At 51.7% G+C, this 15,032-nt stretch carries 16 protein-coding genes and 1 pseudogene; 15 read left to right on the top strand and 2 right to left on the bottom strand.

The genetic code is table 11. The features are described 5' to 3' along the window. The first annotated feature begins 178 nt into the window (after positions 1 to 178). Positions 179 to 1,681, top strand: a complete 1,503-nt coding sequence (locus NLX71_RS12085) for a nitrate/nitrite transporter (RefSeq protein ID WP_254363890.1) — start codon at positions 179 to 181, stop codon at positions 1,679 to 1,681. 94 nt (positions 1,682 to 1,775) lie between these two features. Here the strand turns inward: NLX71_RS12085 and NLX71_RS12080 are convergent. Beyond that, positions 1,776 to 1,907: pseudogene (locus tag NLX71_RS12080) on the bottom strand (globin family protein); the annotation flags it as partial. A gap of 71 nt (positions 1,908 to 1,978) precedes the next feature. Between NLX71_RS12080 and NLX71_RS12075 the strand changes: the two are divergent. The 12 genes from NLX71_RS12075 (at position 1,979) to NLX71_RS12020 (ending at position 11,939) form a co-directional block, all read left to right on the top strand. Next, entirely contained in the window at positions 1,979 to 3,073 is a 1,095-nt protein-coding gene (locus NLX71_RS12075; protein WP_254363889.1) for a TIGR04053 family radical SAM/SPASM domain-containing protein, read from the top strand. Positions 3,074 to 3,193: 120 nt separating this feature from the next. After that, a complete protein-coding gene (locus NLX71_RS12070; RefSeq protein ID WP_254363888.1) occupies positions 3,194 to 4,234 on the top strand; it encodes a hypothetical protein in 1,041 nt (346 codons plus the stop codon). Then, a complete protein-coding gene (locus NLX71_RS12065; RefSeq protein ID WP_254363887.1) occupies positions 4,221 to 6,398 on the top strand; it encodes a molybdopterin oxidoreductase family protein in 2,178 nt (725 codons plus the stop codon). The genes NLX71_RS12070 and NLX71_RS12065 overlap by 14 nt, the downstream gene beginning before the upstream one ends. Then, a complete protein-coding gene (locus NLX71_RS12060; protein WP_090671013.1) occupies positions 6,395 to 6,958 on the top strand; it encodes a 4Fe-4S dicluster domain-containing protein in 564 nt (187 codons plus the stop codon). Before NLX71_RS12065 ends, NLX71_RS12060 begins: the two co-directional genes overlap by 4 nt. Before the next feature lie 47 nt (positions 6,959 to 7,005). Further along, positions 7,006 to 7,533, top strand: a complete 528-nt coding sequence (locus tag NLX71_RS12055) for a Rieske 2Fe-2S domain-containing protein (protein WP_254363983.1) — start codon at positions 7,006 to 7,008, stop codon at positions 7,531 to 7,533. Beyond that, positions 7,523 to 7,711 (top strand): hypothetical protein, encoded by a 189-nt coding sequence (locus NLX71_RS12050; RefSeq protein WP_254363886.1) that lies wholly within the window; start codon positions 7,523 to 7,525, stop codon positions 7,709 to 7,711. The genes NLX71_RS12055 and NLX71_RS12050 overlap by 11 nt, the downstream gene beginning before the upstream one ends. Before the next feature lie 17 nt (positions 7,712 to 7,728). Then, entirely contained in the window at positions 7,729 to 8,058 is a 330-nt protein-coding gene (locus NLX71_RS12045; RefSeq protein WP_254363885.1) for a hypothetical protein, read from the top strand. Beyond that, on the top strand, positions 8,055 to 8,351 hold the full coding sequence (locus NLX71_RS12040; RefSeq protein ID WP_254363884.1) for a hypothetical protein: 297 nt from the start codon (positions 8,055 to 8,057) through the stop codon (positions 8,349 to 8,351). The genes NLX71_RS12045 and NLX71_RS12040 overlap by 4 nt, the downstream gene beginning before the upstream one ends. Positions 8,352 to 8,473: 122 nt before the next feature. Beyond that, a complete protein-coding gene (locus NLX71_RS12035) occupies positions 8,474 to 9,742 on the top strand; it encodes a molybdopterin molybdotransferase MoeA (protein WP_254363883.1) in 1,269 nt (422 codons plus the stop codon). A gap of 119 nt (positions 9,743 to 9,861) precedes the next feature. Beyond that, positions 9,862 to 10,260 (top strand): Rrf2 family transcriptional regulator, encoded by a 399-nt coding sequence (locus NLX71_RS12030; RefSeq protein WP_254363882.1) that lies wholly within the window; start codon positions 9,862 to 9,864, stop codon positions 10,258 to 10,260. A 110-nt stretch (positions 10,261 to 10,370) separates the two neighbouring features. Next, positions 10,371 to 11,276 carry an NAD(P)/FAD-dependent oxidoreductase gene (locus NLX71_RS12025; RefSeq protein WP_254363881.1) on the top strand — a complete coding sequence of 302 codons (906 nt, stop codon included), beginning with the start codon at positions 10,371 to 10,373 and terminating at the stop codon, positions 11,274 to 11,276. 225 nt (positions 11,277 to 11,501) lie between these two features. After that, positions 11,502 to 11,939 (top strand): NucA/NucB deoxyribonuclease domain-containing protein, encoded by a 438-nt coding sequence (locus tag NLX71_RS12020; RefSeq protein WP_254363880.1) that lies wholly within the window; start codon positions 11,502 to 11,504, stop codon positions 11,937 to 11,939. 115 nt (positions 11,940 to 12,054) lie between these two features. On the opposite strand, the gene NLX71_RS12015 is transcribed toward NLX71_RS12020, so the two are convergent. Continuing rightward, positions 12,055 to 13,596, bottom strand: coding sequence for a carbohydrate-binding protein (locus NLX71_RS12015; RefSeq protein ID WP_254363879.1), 1,542 nt, complete (start codon positions 13,594 to 13,596; stop codon positions 12,055 to 12,057). A 329-nt stretch (positions 13,597 to 13,925) separates the two neighbouring features. On the opposite strand from NLX71_RS12015, the gene NLX71_RS12010 reads away from it, so the two are divergent. Beyond that, entirely contained in the window at positions 13,926 to 14,231 is a 306-nt protein-coding gene (locus NLX71_RS12010) for a glycosyltransferase family protein (RefSeq protein ID WP_254363878.1), read from the top strand. After that, positions 14,194 to 15,027 carry a glycosyltransferase family 4 protein gene (locus tag NLX71_RS12005; protein ID WP_309248940.1) on the top strand — a complete coding sequence of 278 codons (834 nt, stop codon included), beginning with the start codon at positions 14,194 to 14,196 and terminating at the stop codon, positions 15,025 to 15,027. The genes NLX71_RS12010 and NLX71_RS12005 overlap by 38 nt, the downstream gene beginning before the upstream one ends. Positions 15,028 to 15,032 lie beyond the last annotated feature (5 nt).

Raw genomic sequence — 15,032 nt, 5'->3', positions numbered from 1 at the left:
GATAACGGAATGTCGATTTTTGAAATATTTTGTGTGCATTTTGTGAAAGGGTGTCATTTTTCACTGAGTAATTACGGTTCATGATGATTTAAATCACAGTGAAGAAATAATGAGAAATGTTATTTTCAATATGTTCCTAATGAAAAGACAATTTTCACTAAGAGTGGAGGGAAATAAGATGGATGTTCGAAAGCTCCAATTGCCGTTGCAAACGGTAAGTCTCATTCTCGGTTTTGCTGTGTGGGTGATTCTGTCTTCGCTCATGCCTTTCATCAAGTCGGACATCCCGATGACCCCTGGACAGCTGTCCTGGGTAACGGCCGTGCCCGTGATTCTGGGTTCGATCCTGCGGATTCCGATCGGTTTCTGGACGAATAAATACGGTGCGAGAAAGCTGTTCGCCATCAGCTTTGTTCTGCTGCTGCTTCCTGTCTATTATGTGAGCCAGGCAACGACGTTCGTCGATCTGCTCATCGGCGGTTTTTTCCTCGGCATCGGCGGCGCGGTATTTTCGGTCGGCGTTACTTCGCTGCCGAAATATTATCCGAAGGAAAAGCACGGTTCCGTGAACGGGCTTTACGGCATCGGCAACCTGGGGACGGCGGTGTCGGCGTTCGGCGCTCCCGTTATCGCAAGCTCGATCGGATGGTCGGCCACCGTACAGCTGTATTTGATTCTGCTTGCCGTGTTTGTCCTCCTTCATGTTTTTCTTGGCGACCGCAAGGAGCCGAAGGTCGTGACTCCGGTGCGGGAGCAGATGAAGGAAATCTACCGCAATCCGCGGCTGTGGGCGATCAGCCTGTTTTATTTTATCACCTTCGGCTGCTTCGTCGCGTTCACCATCTATTTGCCGAACTTTCTCGTCAGCCACTTCGAATTGGCCAAGGCGGACGCGGGCCTCCGAACGGCTGTATTTATCGCGATCGCGACAGCGGCACGACCGATCGGCGGATGGCTCGGCGACAAGTTCAATTCTTTCGTCATTCTGATGTTTGTATTCGGGGGGCTGACCTTATCCGGCATCTTGCTTTCCTTCGCGCCGGGCATTCAGCTTTATACCGTCGGTTGTCTGCTGATCGCGGTTTGCGCAGGGACGGGAAACGGCACGATTTTCAAGCTGGTGCCTCTCTATTTCCTGAAGCAGGCCGGGCTGGTGAACGGTATCGTTTCCGCCATGGGCGGCCTCGGGGGATTTTTCCCGCCGCTGATTCTCACTTCGTTACTTAGCTTGACGGGCCATTATGCCATCGGATTCATGGCGTTGTCCGAGTTTGCTTTGGTCAGCCTTGTCCTTGTGTTTTGGATGTATTACCAAGACCGGCTTCGGTTGGCTACGGAAATTATTGAAAATACGGCGGAAGCCATTCTTATCACCGATTTGAAGGGGATGATCCGGCAGGTGAATCCGGCGTTCACCAAAGTGACCGGCTATACGCAGGAGGAAGTCGTTGGGGAAAATCCGCGCATTTTAAAATCAGACAAACAGCCGTCGGATTTTTACGCCGCGATGTGGAAAACGATCAAAGAGCAAGGCTTCTGGCAGGGCGAAATATGGAACCGGAGGAAAAACGGCGAAGAGTACCTGCAATGGCTGACAATCAGCGCAATTAAAAACGACGCCGGCGAAGTGAAACATTACGCGGGGATGTTCAGCGACATTTCAAAGCTAAGAAATAAATAAAGAAAGAAACTGAGAAAGCTTCAAACCTATGCAAGTCTGCGGTCTTTCTCAGCTTCCTTGTCATTCCCTATTTATGCAGCACATCGTCTTTTACTTAGGCGACATGAGATAAGGCTTGCTCGATTTCCTGCTCGCTGACGCCGAAATGGGCAAGCGAATCGTGCAGATGCTTTACGATGGCGTTAAAGTGAACCGGCTGCAGGTTCATGCTCTCATGAGCTTTGGCTTAGGATGCTTCGGATCAATAAAAATATTCATGCTTTCTCTCCAGATTGCAAATGAGAAGGAGGAATGTTATTGAAGCCCCTTATCCAAGAAAGGAATTACAGCGAGAACCCGTTCATCGTCATATGGGAAGTCACCCGGGCCTGCGCTTTGAAATGTTTGCATTGCCGCGCGGAGGCACAGTATGGAGCGGACCCCGGACAGCTGTCCTTCGAAGAGGGGAAGCAGCTTATCGACGAGATCGCCAAGATGGATCATCCGCTATTCGTCTTTACCGGCGGAGATCCGTTAATGCGGCCCGATCTGTTCGAGCTTGCCCGCTATGCGATCGAAGAGAAAGGTCTTCCTGTCTCCATGACGCCGAGCGCCACACCGAAGGTGACGCGCGAAGCGGTCCGGAAGGCGAAGGAAGTCGGGCTGTCGCGGTGGGCGTTCAGTCTCGACGGCTCCTCTGCGGAGATTCATGACCATTTTCGCGGAACGAAGGGTTCTTACGATCTGACCATGAGAGGGATCGAATACTTAAAAGAACAGCAAATCCCGATTCAGGTGAATACGACCGTATCCCAATATAATCTTCATGATCTGGAAGCGATCGCGGACAAGGTCAAGGAGATGGGAGCCGTGCTGTGGAGCGTATTTTTCCTTGTGCCCACCGGACGCGGGATGGTGAAAGATATCATCACCCCGGAGCAGCACGAAGAAGTAATGAAATGGCTGTGTCAGATTCAGCAAAGGATGCCGTATGGCGTAAAAGCAACGGAAGCGCCGCATTACCGGCGGGTTCTCCTGCAGGAGAGGCAGCGTTCAGGCGAGCAGGTTGCGGCCATGGGGACGAAACGCCCGGATCTTCTCGGACGCGCGCCGAAGGGGGTAAATGACGGAGACGGGTTTGTGTTTATCAGCCATACCGGAGATGTTTACCCAAGCGGATTTTTGCCTGTCGTATGCGGCAATGTCCGGGAGCGGCCGCTAACGGAAATTTATCGCAGTTCTCCGGTCATGACCGCATTGCGTGACAAGTCGCGGTTAAAGGGAAAATGCGGGGTTTGTGAATTCAAGGCATTGTGCGGCGGTTCGAGGGCGAGAGCCTATGCCGTGACCGGAGATTATATGGAAAGCGATCCTTACTGCGTTTATGTACCGAAAGCCCTTGCCGCGGAGTGATGTATGTTTTTTTAAACAAAATCCCCTTCTCGGGTCAGGCTTGTGACTTCCGTCACAGTCAACAGAGTGAGGGCGATGCTTTAATGAAAGTGACCAAAAACGAATTATGGAGGTCAAAACATGGACCGGGCGTTTGCATCCAAATTTGCCAAGATGTACTTTTTAACCGTTGTTTGTCTCATCATTCTGATGTATATCGGGTCCCGCTTTTTTACACATATCGACTTGGCTTTATACGGGTACATGGTCGGGACGGTCGTTTTTATCGGAGGCTTTTTCTACCGGTTTATCGCTTGGGCCGAGCGTCCGCCAACAAAGGTCATCATCAAGAAAGGCCTTCGGTTGCTGTTTCGCAGAAGCACGCCGCAAACCACCGTTGAGCATTTGGCCACCTACAAGTTTATATGGAACCGCGGTATTTACCGCTGGACCCAGCACATTTTGCTGGGGTGGGGCTGTGTTCTCGCCTGTCTGGTTACGTTTCCGCTCGTATTCGGATGGATGTACTTTACGATGGAGAATAACGGAACCTACACGGTTGTAGGCTTCGGCATCGACATCATGCGGGTCAAAGCGGACGGCTGGATTGCCTACTTGTTTTACAATGCACTAAACATTACAGCTTTCATGGTCATCGCCGGCGTGTGTATGGCGCTGTACCGGCGTATCAAAAACATGCAGGCGAGAGCGGAGCAAACCTTCGTATACGATTTTCTCCCCTTGTACCTGCTCCTGTTTATCAGCATTACGGGACTGATGCTCACGGGGGCGAATATGTTCCTGCACGGCTGGGGCCATCCGGTCATTACGCTGATTCATCAATGGTCCGTCATTATTACGCTAATCTATCTTCCTTTCGGCAAGCTGGCGCATATTCCGTTCCGGCCGGTGAGCGTGCTCGCCCGAAATTACCGGGAGCACTATGGGGAGAAGGAAATGAAAGCCTGTAAGGTGTGCGGCACCGGATTTGTTTCGGCCGAGCAATCGAACGATGTGATCGAAGTGTTGAAGCAAAGCGGCGTTGAATTCAAGATGGACGAAGGCTTTCACCTGGCCGAGCTGTGCCTGCCTTGCCGGCGGAAGTATCGCATGTCGCGGTTTGCGGGTGTCCCAACCCACGAAATTAAGGTCAAGGAGGCGAACCAGAATGCAAAAGGATAAATTTTACCGCGAGATTGAAAATAAGCATCATCCGAAGGAAAAGCTGGTTCCGACCCACTGTTCTTACTGCGGCATGCAGTGCGGCATGCATCTGAGGGTGGATACGGATAGCAACACGATTATAGGCGTAGAGCCAAGGTACGATTTTCCGGTGAATCTGGGTAAAATGTGCCCCAAAGGCGTCACCGCTTACCAGCAAACGAACCATGACGACCGGCTGCTCCGGCCGTTGATCCGGGATGACGCTTCGAAGAAAGGAACGAAGGAAGGCTTCCGGGAAGCGTCGTGGGACGAAGCCTACGACTTGATCGCGCGGAAGTTCACGGAGCTACAGAACAACTACGGCAAAGATTCGTTGTCTGTATTCAGCGGCGTATCCATGACGAACGAGAAATGCTACCTGACCGGCAAATTTGCCCGCGTCGCCCTACAGACGCGCTACATCGATTATAACGGCAGATTCTGTATGTCCAGCGCGGCAGCAGGTTTCATGCGCAGCCTTGGGGTAGATCGCGGATCTACGCTGCCATGGACGGATGTTCACCAGACGGATTGCTTGTTTATTGCCGGAAGCAACACGGCCGACTGCCATCCGACCTCGATGTTCCGGGTGTGGGAGGTGCAGAATCGCGGCGGGTATCTGATCGTGGCGGACCCGCGGGAAACCCCGATTGCGAGACGGGCCGACGTCCATCTCGATCTCAAGCCCGGCACCGATCTGGCGCTGGCGAACTGCATGGTGAATCTGCTGATTCAGCAAGGCTATGTGGATGAAGCGTTTATTCGCGAGCATACGAACGGCTTCGAAGAAACGATGGAGGTTGTGAAGGCTTTTACCCCGGAGTATACGAGTGAAATTACGGGCGTGGCGCCGGAGAAATTGATCCGCGCCGCCGAAATCTACGGCAAAGCGCCGAATGCCATCGTCATGTTCGCGCGCGGGATCGAGCAGCAGCAGAAAGGAACGGACAACGTATCGGCCTATACGAACATGTGCCTGGTTACCGGCAAAATCGGCCGGCCCAAATCCGGCGTAGCCACGTTTACAGGCCAAGGTAACGGCCAGGGCGGCCGAGAGCACGGACAGAAAGCGGATGCGCTTCCGGGCTACCGCAAAATCACCAATCCGAAGCACGTGCAGGAAGTGTGCAGCGTCTGGGGAATTTCGCCGGAAGAGATGCCGCAGCCCGGCGTTTCGGCCTATGAGATGTTCGAATTGATGACCGAAAAAACGATCCGCGGCTTATATTTGTTATGCTCCAACCCTGCGGTTTCCGCTCCGAATCTAAATTACGTCCGCTCGGCGCTGAAAAGTCTGGATTTCATGGTTTGCTGCGATATGTTCTTATCCGAATCGGCGGAATTTGCCGATGTCGTCCTTCCTTCCGTAACGTGGTCGGAGGATGAGGGCACCGTGACCAATCTGGAAGGCCGGATCATCAAGATCAATAAGGCTCAGGAGCCGCTTGGCGAGTCGAAGCCGGATTGGCTCATTCAAGTGGAGCTGGCCGAACGTCTCGGCCGAGGCCAATATTTCCGTCATCTAACGACGGCCAGCAAAGTCGCGGACGAATTCAGGCTTGCGTCCAAAGGCGGATATGCGGATTACTACGGGGCGACGTGGGATAAAATCGAGAAGCAAAACGGAATATTCTGGCCCTGCCGGGACGAGCAGGATCAAGGAACTCCCTATATGTTTTTGGATAAGAAGTTTTATCATCCGGACGGCAAAGCGAAAATATGCGCGCTTCCTTACCGCCCGCCTGCGGAAGAGCCGTGTGAGCAGTATCCGCTCAGGCTGACCACCGGCAGGGTCGTCTATCATTACTTATCCGGAAACCAGACGCGGAGAATCCCCTTTTTGCGGGATATGTGCCCGGAGCCGTTCGTCGAGGTTCACCCGGAAACGGCCAAGCTGTACGGTATCGAGCACGAAGAAACCGTCCGCTTGTTTACCCGGCGCGGCGAAGCGTACTTTAAAGTGAAGATCATCGAAGCCATACGTAAAGATACCGTGTTTGTCCCTTATCATTTCGGACATGAGCAGTCGATCAATCTGTTGACCATCGCTGCGTTGGACCCGATGTCGCGAATGCCGGAATTTAAAGCTTGCGCGGCCCAGATTGAGAAGCTGGCGGATGGGACGAAGGGAGCACTGCTGTGAAAAAAATACTGTATATCGAAATGGACAACTGCATCGGCTGCCGAAGCTGTCTCGCCGCTTGTACGCAATGCGGCGGCCACGACGAACGGAACCGCAATTACGTCTATGATGTCAATCCGTTGGTGGACCGGCAGACGATTCCGCTGATGTGCCTGCACTGCGTTAACCCGGCATGCGCCAGAAGCTGTCCGGCGCAAGCGATCCAGATCACGGAAGAAGGAGCGGTGCTGTCCGCTCTCGTCGAGAAATGCATCGGATGTCAAAACTGTACGATCGCCTGTCCTTACGGGATTCCAAAATTCGATGAAGAACAGAACCTGATGTATAAATGCGATCTTTGTTACGACCGTACGAAGGATGGCATCCCGCCGATGTGCGCGTCCGTTTGCCCGACCAATACGCTGCAGTGGATCGACGAGAACGAGCTGGCCGAGAAGCGGGAGCAGCACCGACTGGGCAAATGGCTCGCCAGCAAGCAGCCGTTCGAGCCTCTGGAAGGGGAGACTCATGTCAAGATTAGCCTTCCCGGTATTATCCAAGGAAAGCAGAAGCTGTTCTGAATCGACGATAAAGGAATGTGACCATTATTAGAAAGCGGGTGGACCGCATGGATCAAGAGAAGAACAACAAGGTTCCGTATAGCGAAGACAATTATACGCATAACATTCATAAAAATCATGAGCGAACCCTGGACCGGCGCGGCTTTATGAAGACGATGGTGGGGGCGGCAGGAGTGTTTGCCATTTCCACGCTGCCTTGGGGCGGACTGGCGGCCAAAGAGCTTGCGGGGCTCGGCAAAAAAAGCCTTCCCAAAAAGAAAATCGTCGATGTTCAAGCATTGAAGGTGGGGGAGGCAGTCGAATTTGCTTATCCGGAGGAGCACGAATCGGCATTGTTGATCCGCTTGGGCGAGAATGAATACAAAGCGTATCAAAATGCGTGTACTCATCTGAAATGCCCCGTCTTTTGGAACGGCGAGGAGAAAAAAATGGTTTGCCCTTGCCATCACGGCTTTTTTGACCCCAAATCGGGCGCTCCGACTGCCGGACCGCCAAGAAGGCCGCTGCCGGAAATTATCGTAGCTGTCGAAGGGCCGACAATTTATGCAACGGGAGTGAAGCGGTATGAAGCGTAGCTATCGGGGCGTCATCCTGCTGAGTATCGTGCTGCTGTTCAATATCATTTTTACGCAGTATACGGTTAACCATTATTATTTTGAAAACTATAAGCTGGTGATCCTGTTCGCTGCATTAAACGTCCTTATGTTTCCGATTGCCTTATTTATTTACAAGAAGGAAGTGAAAAATAAATGAGGAAGTCCGAGTTTTTCATGGATTTATGCTTTATTCGGGAACGAGTGGCGGACGCTCACGGACAGCCTTTTGCACAGATCATTGACGATCAGTTGAGAAGCTTGTTTCCGAGACATACGAAATGGAGCCTGGAGCCGAAACAGGCCGACGGTCTGGATTACGTCATTGCAGAGGTTACGGGTATAGGAGCTTGGGAGAAGGACGAGGACATTCTCGCCTATCTCGAAGAGCGGGCAGCGCATCATTTCTGGGCCTGGCTGCAGGGCTACCGGTTGCAGGTCGAAGTGAAGGAACATGCGGAATGCAGCCATTGCGGCAAAAATAAAGTCAAAGCCGGTGCCTTATGATGGAATGGGAAACGATGTTATCCAAGTATGAAGGAAGCCGGATCACCGTATGGATTGAGGATCTCTCGGGCGAAGAACAAACGCAGCCCAAGCCATTCACGCTGTTCAAGACAGCGCTCGCGGATGACCGGACCTGTTTGAAGTTTTACTTCAATGCCGATCAGTTCCTTTCGGTACCTTTGTTTGACGATTCGCTGACTAAGCTGGAGCGCAGCGAAGCAAGAGACTGCTTTGTTTCGCATGATCTTCATGCGAACCTGCGTTATCATATTTACTTTGAAGAATGCGTCTAAACGGAGCGAAGTCGCGCGCTATTCGATGAAGTCATCGGGTAGCGCATTTTTATAAAATGGTGTGACTGGCGTATATCCGTTACGGACCGCTTCCGGGAGAATGTCGCACATGGGAGGATCGTATGGAACGTTCACAGCTTTCGAACCGCTTTCGCAGGAACGCCATTCAACCTGACGCGGCGCAAAAGAGGATTCAGCATCATATTCGGCCGGGAGACGTCGAGCACGTCCCATTGGAGGAAGCTTTCGGCAGGAGATTGGCGGTGGATGTATTCGCACCGGACCCTATGCCGCATTTTTGCCGTTCGGGTATGGACGGGTTTGCCATACGGTGGGAATCGACAATCGGCGCATCTTCCGATCAGCCGGTTGTTCTGGAAGTCATCGAGAGCCTTCCTTGCGGCTCGACGCCGACGAAAGCGATAACGGGGAATACGGCATCGAGGATTATGACGGGTGCTATGGTGCCTGACGGCGCAAACGCGGTCGTCATGCTTGAGATTGCGGAATGCTTCGAGCAAGATGGAAAAACGTTCGTCTCGATCAAAAAAGAACAGAAGGAAGGTCAAAACATAACCTTAACCGGATTTGAACTGGCTAAAGGCGAGCTTGTCTTGGAAAAGGGGAGGAACATACACGCAGGCGAAATTGCCCTGTTGGCTGCCTTCGGCGTGGGAACGGTTAACGTATTTAAGCGCCCCAAAGTAGCTATATTCGCGACTGGCTCGGAATTGTTGGGCGTTCATGCGCCACTGGAGCCCGGGAAAATCAGGAACAGCAATACGCATATGCTGGCAGCGCAAGTTCGGGAGGCAGGCGGCATCCCGGTCCTGATGGAATCCATCCCCGACGATGTCGAACGGGCCATGGAGCAAATAACCGCCGCTCTTTCCATGGCGGATTTTGTCATTACGACAGGCGGGGTCTCAGTAGGCGATTACGATATTATGGTCGATATTTTTGATGCGTGGGAAGGGGAGACGTTATTTAACAAGGTGATGATGCGGCCGGGCAGCCCCACGACGGTTGGCGTGGTGAAGGACAAGTTTCTCTTCGCGCTTTCCGGGAATCCGGGGGCCTGCTTTGTAGGATTTGAGTTGTTCGTTCGTCCGGTGCTCTGGGGCATGCAAGGGAAGAAGGACGTTCTCCCGCCGGAAGCAACCGCGTTCTTAGGAGAGGATTTTACGAAAGTCAACGCCTATCATCGATTCGTGCGGGCCAAAAGCTATATCGAAGACGGCAAGGTATATGTCAAAATGGCAGGACCCGATCAGTCCAGCGTGATGCTTTCGATCAAGGATTCCGACTGCTTCATGGTCATTCCACCGGGAGGCCGCGGCGTCCTTGCAGGAGAAAAGGTAAGCATTATTCAACTCGGAGTTATGGATTAATGCCGTAATTAACCTGGCGGTGTTTTGTGTCAAGAAGGTTGAAGTGATCGGCGCGACTTGACACGCACTTGATTCAAAGATATTATAGACACCATAAGTCTTTAATCGAGGTGTTGGTCATGAGATTTTCCAAAGCGACGAATTATGCTCTGCACACCATGCTTACGCTTGTTTCCGCTTCACCGGTTAAGCCGGTAGGTGTCCAGCATTTAGCAGAATCCCAAGGCGTATCACCGACCTATCTTTCCAAAATTTTAACGAGGCTCGTGAAAGCAGGGATGATCGAATCGGTGTCCGGGGTTAACGGGGGCTACCGGCTATCCCGCACGAAAGACGACATTACGTTTCTGGATATTATCCATGCCATTGAAGGCAACGCCTCCTTATTTGAGTGCGATTTTGTCCACGGCGACGCATGCCTGATTCAAGCTGTCATGAAGGAAGCGGAAGAGAAGATGGAGTCGCATCTCAAAAATACGAAATTGGTGGATGTGGCCCAAAAGCAAATGCAGGCTTAAGACGAGTCCCTTTTGTAAAAGAAAAAGAATGGTTCATTGCGTGTTTATTTTTTTACTTCAATTATAGATATAATAAATCCATAATATCTGATTTGGAGGAGATGATCATCATGATTTACGATTGCGCTATTATTGGCGGTGGACCCGCCGGGTTGAACGCAGCCCTCGTGCTTGGCAGGGCAAGGCGAAACGTGGCTATCATCGATAACAACAAGCCCCGAAATGCCGTTACACATGCGTCTCACGGCTTTATTACGAGAGACGGCGTGACGCCAGCCGAGTTCCGCCGCATAGCTTATGAGGAGGTTCTGCGTTATCCGTCTGTCAAGCACCTGCAAACCGAGGCGGTCGATCTTCGCAAAAATGAATCGGGATTGTTCGAAGTGCTGGGTTCGTCCGGCCTTCTCGTCCAAGCGCGTAAGGTGATCTTAGCGACGGGGGTAAAGGAAGTATTTCCCGAAATCGACGGTTTTTATTCGCTGTATGGGAAAAGCCTGTTTAATTGCCCTTATTGCGATGGCTGGGAAATGCAGGATCAACCGCTTATCGTGGTTTCCGAATCCCCGACCATTTTTCATACAGCCCAGATTCTCACCAATTGGACCAAGGATTTGGTCGTCTGCACGCACGGCCGCCCGTCGCTGTCGGACGAGCAAAAAACACGGCTTGAATCCAGGGGAATCGTGGTGACGGAACAGCCTGTCACGGCTTTCATCGGCCACAACGGGAAGCTTGAACAAGTTCGTTTTGCGGATGGAACGGAATTGTCGAGAACTGGCGGCTTCATAGTGCCGAAATTTGTGCCGGCCGTACCGTTCGGAGAACGTCTGGGCTGCGAAAGGTTGGACAATGGCGGGATCAAGACCAGTGCAGGGGGAAGAACCTCGGTACCCGGTTTATATGCCGCAGGAGACGCTTCGTATATCATGCCTTCCCAAGTAGTTTATTCCGCAGCCGACGGCAGCAGCGCGGCTATGGCCGTTAATTTGGACTTGACGGAGGAAGATTTCGGATAATAACCGCTTGGTTCGCAGCCCATCATAAAGCTATACATTTCCCCGTACAGACGGAGAGAAGCCCAGGTCTACTTCTGCCAAGAAGAAGATCTGGGTTTTTTTCGGTCCTATCGTCTTTACAAAAGTTATAGAAAAAACTTGACACAAATCTATTGAGAAGTAACGCATTTTCAAATACAATGATATAGGAATAATATTCCAAATATGATATATGGAGGTAATCGAATGATTAAGAAGCAGGGTAAGGCGCTATTTTCGATTTTATTCCTCATCTTAGTTTTACTTGCTAGTCTATTTCCGGTTGCAGGCTCGAATAACGTTTCTTTCGCGGCATCATCTTACGACTACATTCTTGTTTTTCCGAAAGACCGCTACCCCGAAACAGGAGCGCATATTAAAGATGCCATTGCAGCTGGCCAATCCGATGTATGTACCATCGAGCGCGACGGTACCCGTGAGCGGCGTAAAGAAGCTTTGAAAGGCTATCCGCCGAAGAAAGGTTACGATCGGGATGAATGGCCGATGGCGATGTGCTTGGAAGGGGGAGCAGGGTCGGATATTCGATACATAAGTCCGTCCGACAACCGCGGGGCGGGAAGCTGGGTAGGAAATAAGCTTTCCAACTACTCGGACGGCACCAGAGTAAAATTTATCGTGAAATAACACCGGAGGAACAGAAGCCATACGAAGAGCCGTAGAAGAGACTTCTACGGCTTCTATCATTAGAGTAGGGCACAGCAGAACACGATCTGCTAGATGTTGCTGCTGGGCGCTCGAACTACTTCAATTGCCACAGCGCCGCAACGTTGGGCGGTTCCCAGCCTTGCAGCGAAGTGTGGTTTTGGCGGCACACATAGGTTTTGCCTGTGTACGTAACCTCATCGCCGATTTTATACGCGGTTCCGGGAGCCCATGGCTGAGCGCCTGACGGTGCGTCCGTCGTCACCGTAAGTACGGCGGCAGGCGAGACGTTGCCGGCGGCATCTTTGGCCGTCACCGAGAACGTATAGCTGGTGTTCGGCTTCAGACTCTGTATGGTTGTGCTCGTTCCTGTCACGTTCACCTGCGAGGAGCCGTAGGCGACCGTGTAACCGGTCACGCCGACATTGTCAGTCGAAGCGTTCCAGGACAGGGAGACGCTGGTCGCGGTTTTGCCGGTCGATACCAAATTGGCCGGAGCCGTCGGAGCTTGCGTATCCGGGGCCGGCGGGTTCAAGGCGTTCAAATAGGCGCGGTGCTTTGTAGAAAACTCGAATTGATTGAATTTATCCCAGTTGATCGACCACGTCATCAGACCGCCAAAGTTCGGGTAGCCGGTTGCGCTGCCCCGCGTTTGGTAGGAGCTAAGCTGCTGGCCCTTCACGAGCGCATCGAGCGCCTTATGCACTTCGGCAACCGGTGTAAAGCCGCCACCCGCATTGCCGTTCGCCGGCAAGCCAAGCAGCACCTGCTCCTGACGCAGCGGCGGGAAGAACAGGTCGGCTTTCTTGTTCACGGGGAACCCGGTCAACAGCATATCGGCCATGGCGACGTGAAAATCGGCGCTGCCCATCGTGTGGTACTGGTCGTCGAGGCCGATGATCGGGCCGGAGTTGTAATTTTGCACTTGGAGCCAGTCCAGAATGTCGCGCGTCGCGTAGATCACGGGCAGGTAAGCGCCGGCGCGCGAATCGCAGCTGACGCAGCTTCCGCCGTAGAACGAATAGCCGAGCTGGACGAAGAATGTCTCCGGGGCCATGGTCAGAATGAATTTGTCCGTGCCGAAATGGCTGTTCAACGACTTGAGCGCATCGATCAGGTTAACGATGACAGGCGTCGTCGGATGGCGGAAGTCGGAATCGCCGGCGTTCAAATAGAGCGAATGTCCCTCGAAGTCGACATCGAGTCCGTCGAACCCGTATTTCTCGATGATGCCCGTCACCGAGCTGACGAACGCATCGCGGGCGGCCGTAGTCGCCAACTGCACTTGCCCGTTCGCGCCGCCGATGGAGATGACGACCTTCTTGCCCTTGCTCTGCAGATACGCAACGTCGGCTTTGAAGTCGGCTTCGGTGTAGTTATAGGGGGTGAAGCCGATCACACCGCCACTGCTGCTGGTCGGCTCCGCGAACGAAACGTTAATCACGTCGAAATCCGAAGATACGTCGCGCAGCCGGATAAAGCCAGAGCCGTTGTCGAAGTTGTGCCAATAGCCGACGATCTTATAGCCTCCGGCGGGAGCCGCGGCAGAGGGGAGAGGGGACGCAATCACGGAAAATAGCGAGATGATGAGCGAGGTAATGAGCCCTAACAGCAGACGGGGGCGCAGGCGTGCATACAAAGGGGATGATGGAAGTTCATCCGTTGAGCCTCCTTACTGGATTGGTAGTTGAAATCGAACCATTTATAAAGCGCTTACAAATAACCTCGTCGTAAACGACGATCTTCGGCATGCCCTCCTTCCAATCGTTCGGTACCTAAAGCATCCTCCTTTCCGCTATAAGGATTACTTCCTATTATATGGGATGTTCCGCACCCGAAAGAAGGGAGAACTTTTTATCAAAAGGGGAGAAATTATTCTAAAGCACTCGACTTGGATGAGTTGCCCATACATAAAAATTCTTAAAGCATATAATGCTTTGAACAGCAAACGTATAGGAGGGTGCAGACTTGAAGAAATCATCACAGCGTTCATGGTGGATTTTGACGACTGAATATGAACCCTATATCATCGGCGGTCTGGGAACAGCAGCAACGAACTTGACGAAGCATTTAACAAGAAAAGGGGTTTATGCTACTGTTCTCAGTAAAAACCGATATCCTCGGTACAATGTAACGAGGAGAGGCAATTTGAGAATTATTCGTTTTCCCAAGAGAGCCCTGAGAAAGTATAAACCCTCTGCAATTCATCGTTGGATGAATAAACGGGGTTACTTAAATCCCGATTGTATTCATATTCAGCTTACAGTTTACTGATCTGGCGAAATATTTTCGTAAAAAATATAAAACACCCGTCATTTATACGTGTCATTCTTTGGTCGATCTGGAAACAGGGCCTAAAAGCCAGAAGCGAAGGAGGATAAATCAGCAGGTGCAGCTGCTCAAGGTTGCAAATCGGATCGTTGTTCCGAGCCGCTGGGAGCTTGCAAAACTGAAGAAGTTATACCCATTTTGCGCAAAAAAAACGATTATTATCAAGCATGGAGTTAATGCGCTTACATCCAAGACTCGTGCGCCACGCTCCCGTCTTTTGTTTGTTGGAAGGCTGGTTCCGTCAAAGGGAATAGAGCCGCTTCTTCAAGCGATCGCCTTATTGAAGCACAAAAATAAAAAAGTCAAGCTACATGTGATCGGAAAAGGAAATAAAATTTATTTCAGGCGTCTGAAGTTACTCGTCAAGAGATTGAATATTCAGTCTGATGTTCGTTGGCATGGGTTTCGCAAACAAAGACAGGTACAAAAACGGTATGCTTCTTACGGTGCGGTTGTTATGCCCAGCATTTTGGAAGAATCGTTTGGCCTGGTAGCGCTTGAAGCTCTTGCCAGCGGGGTACCCTTAATTGCGACCCGATCTGGCGGACTTTCCGAAATTGTGAACAGCAGTGTGGCGCAAGTGATTCCCAAAGCGAAGAGTCGAGCGATTGCGTCCGCCATCGAAAAAATGTGGAGCAACCCATCTGTCACCCGCAAACGAGTGATTGCCGGGCGAAAGTTAGCTTCTCGCTATAGATGGCCTCGTATCGCTGACCAATATAAAAAACTAGTCAAGTAAGTCCA

It is taken from the genome of Paenibacillus sp. MZ04-78.2 (assembly GCF_024213375.1).
GTDB lineage: Bacteria > Bacillota > Bacilli > Paenibacillales > NBRC-103111 > Paenibacillus_G.
Note: the sequence above shows the minus strand (reverse complement) of the source record. Positions and strands in the feature narration are given on the sequence as shown.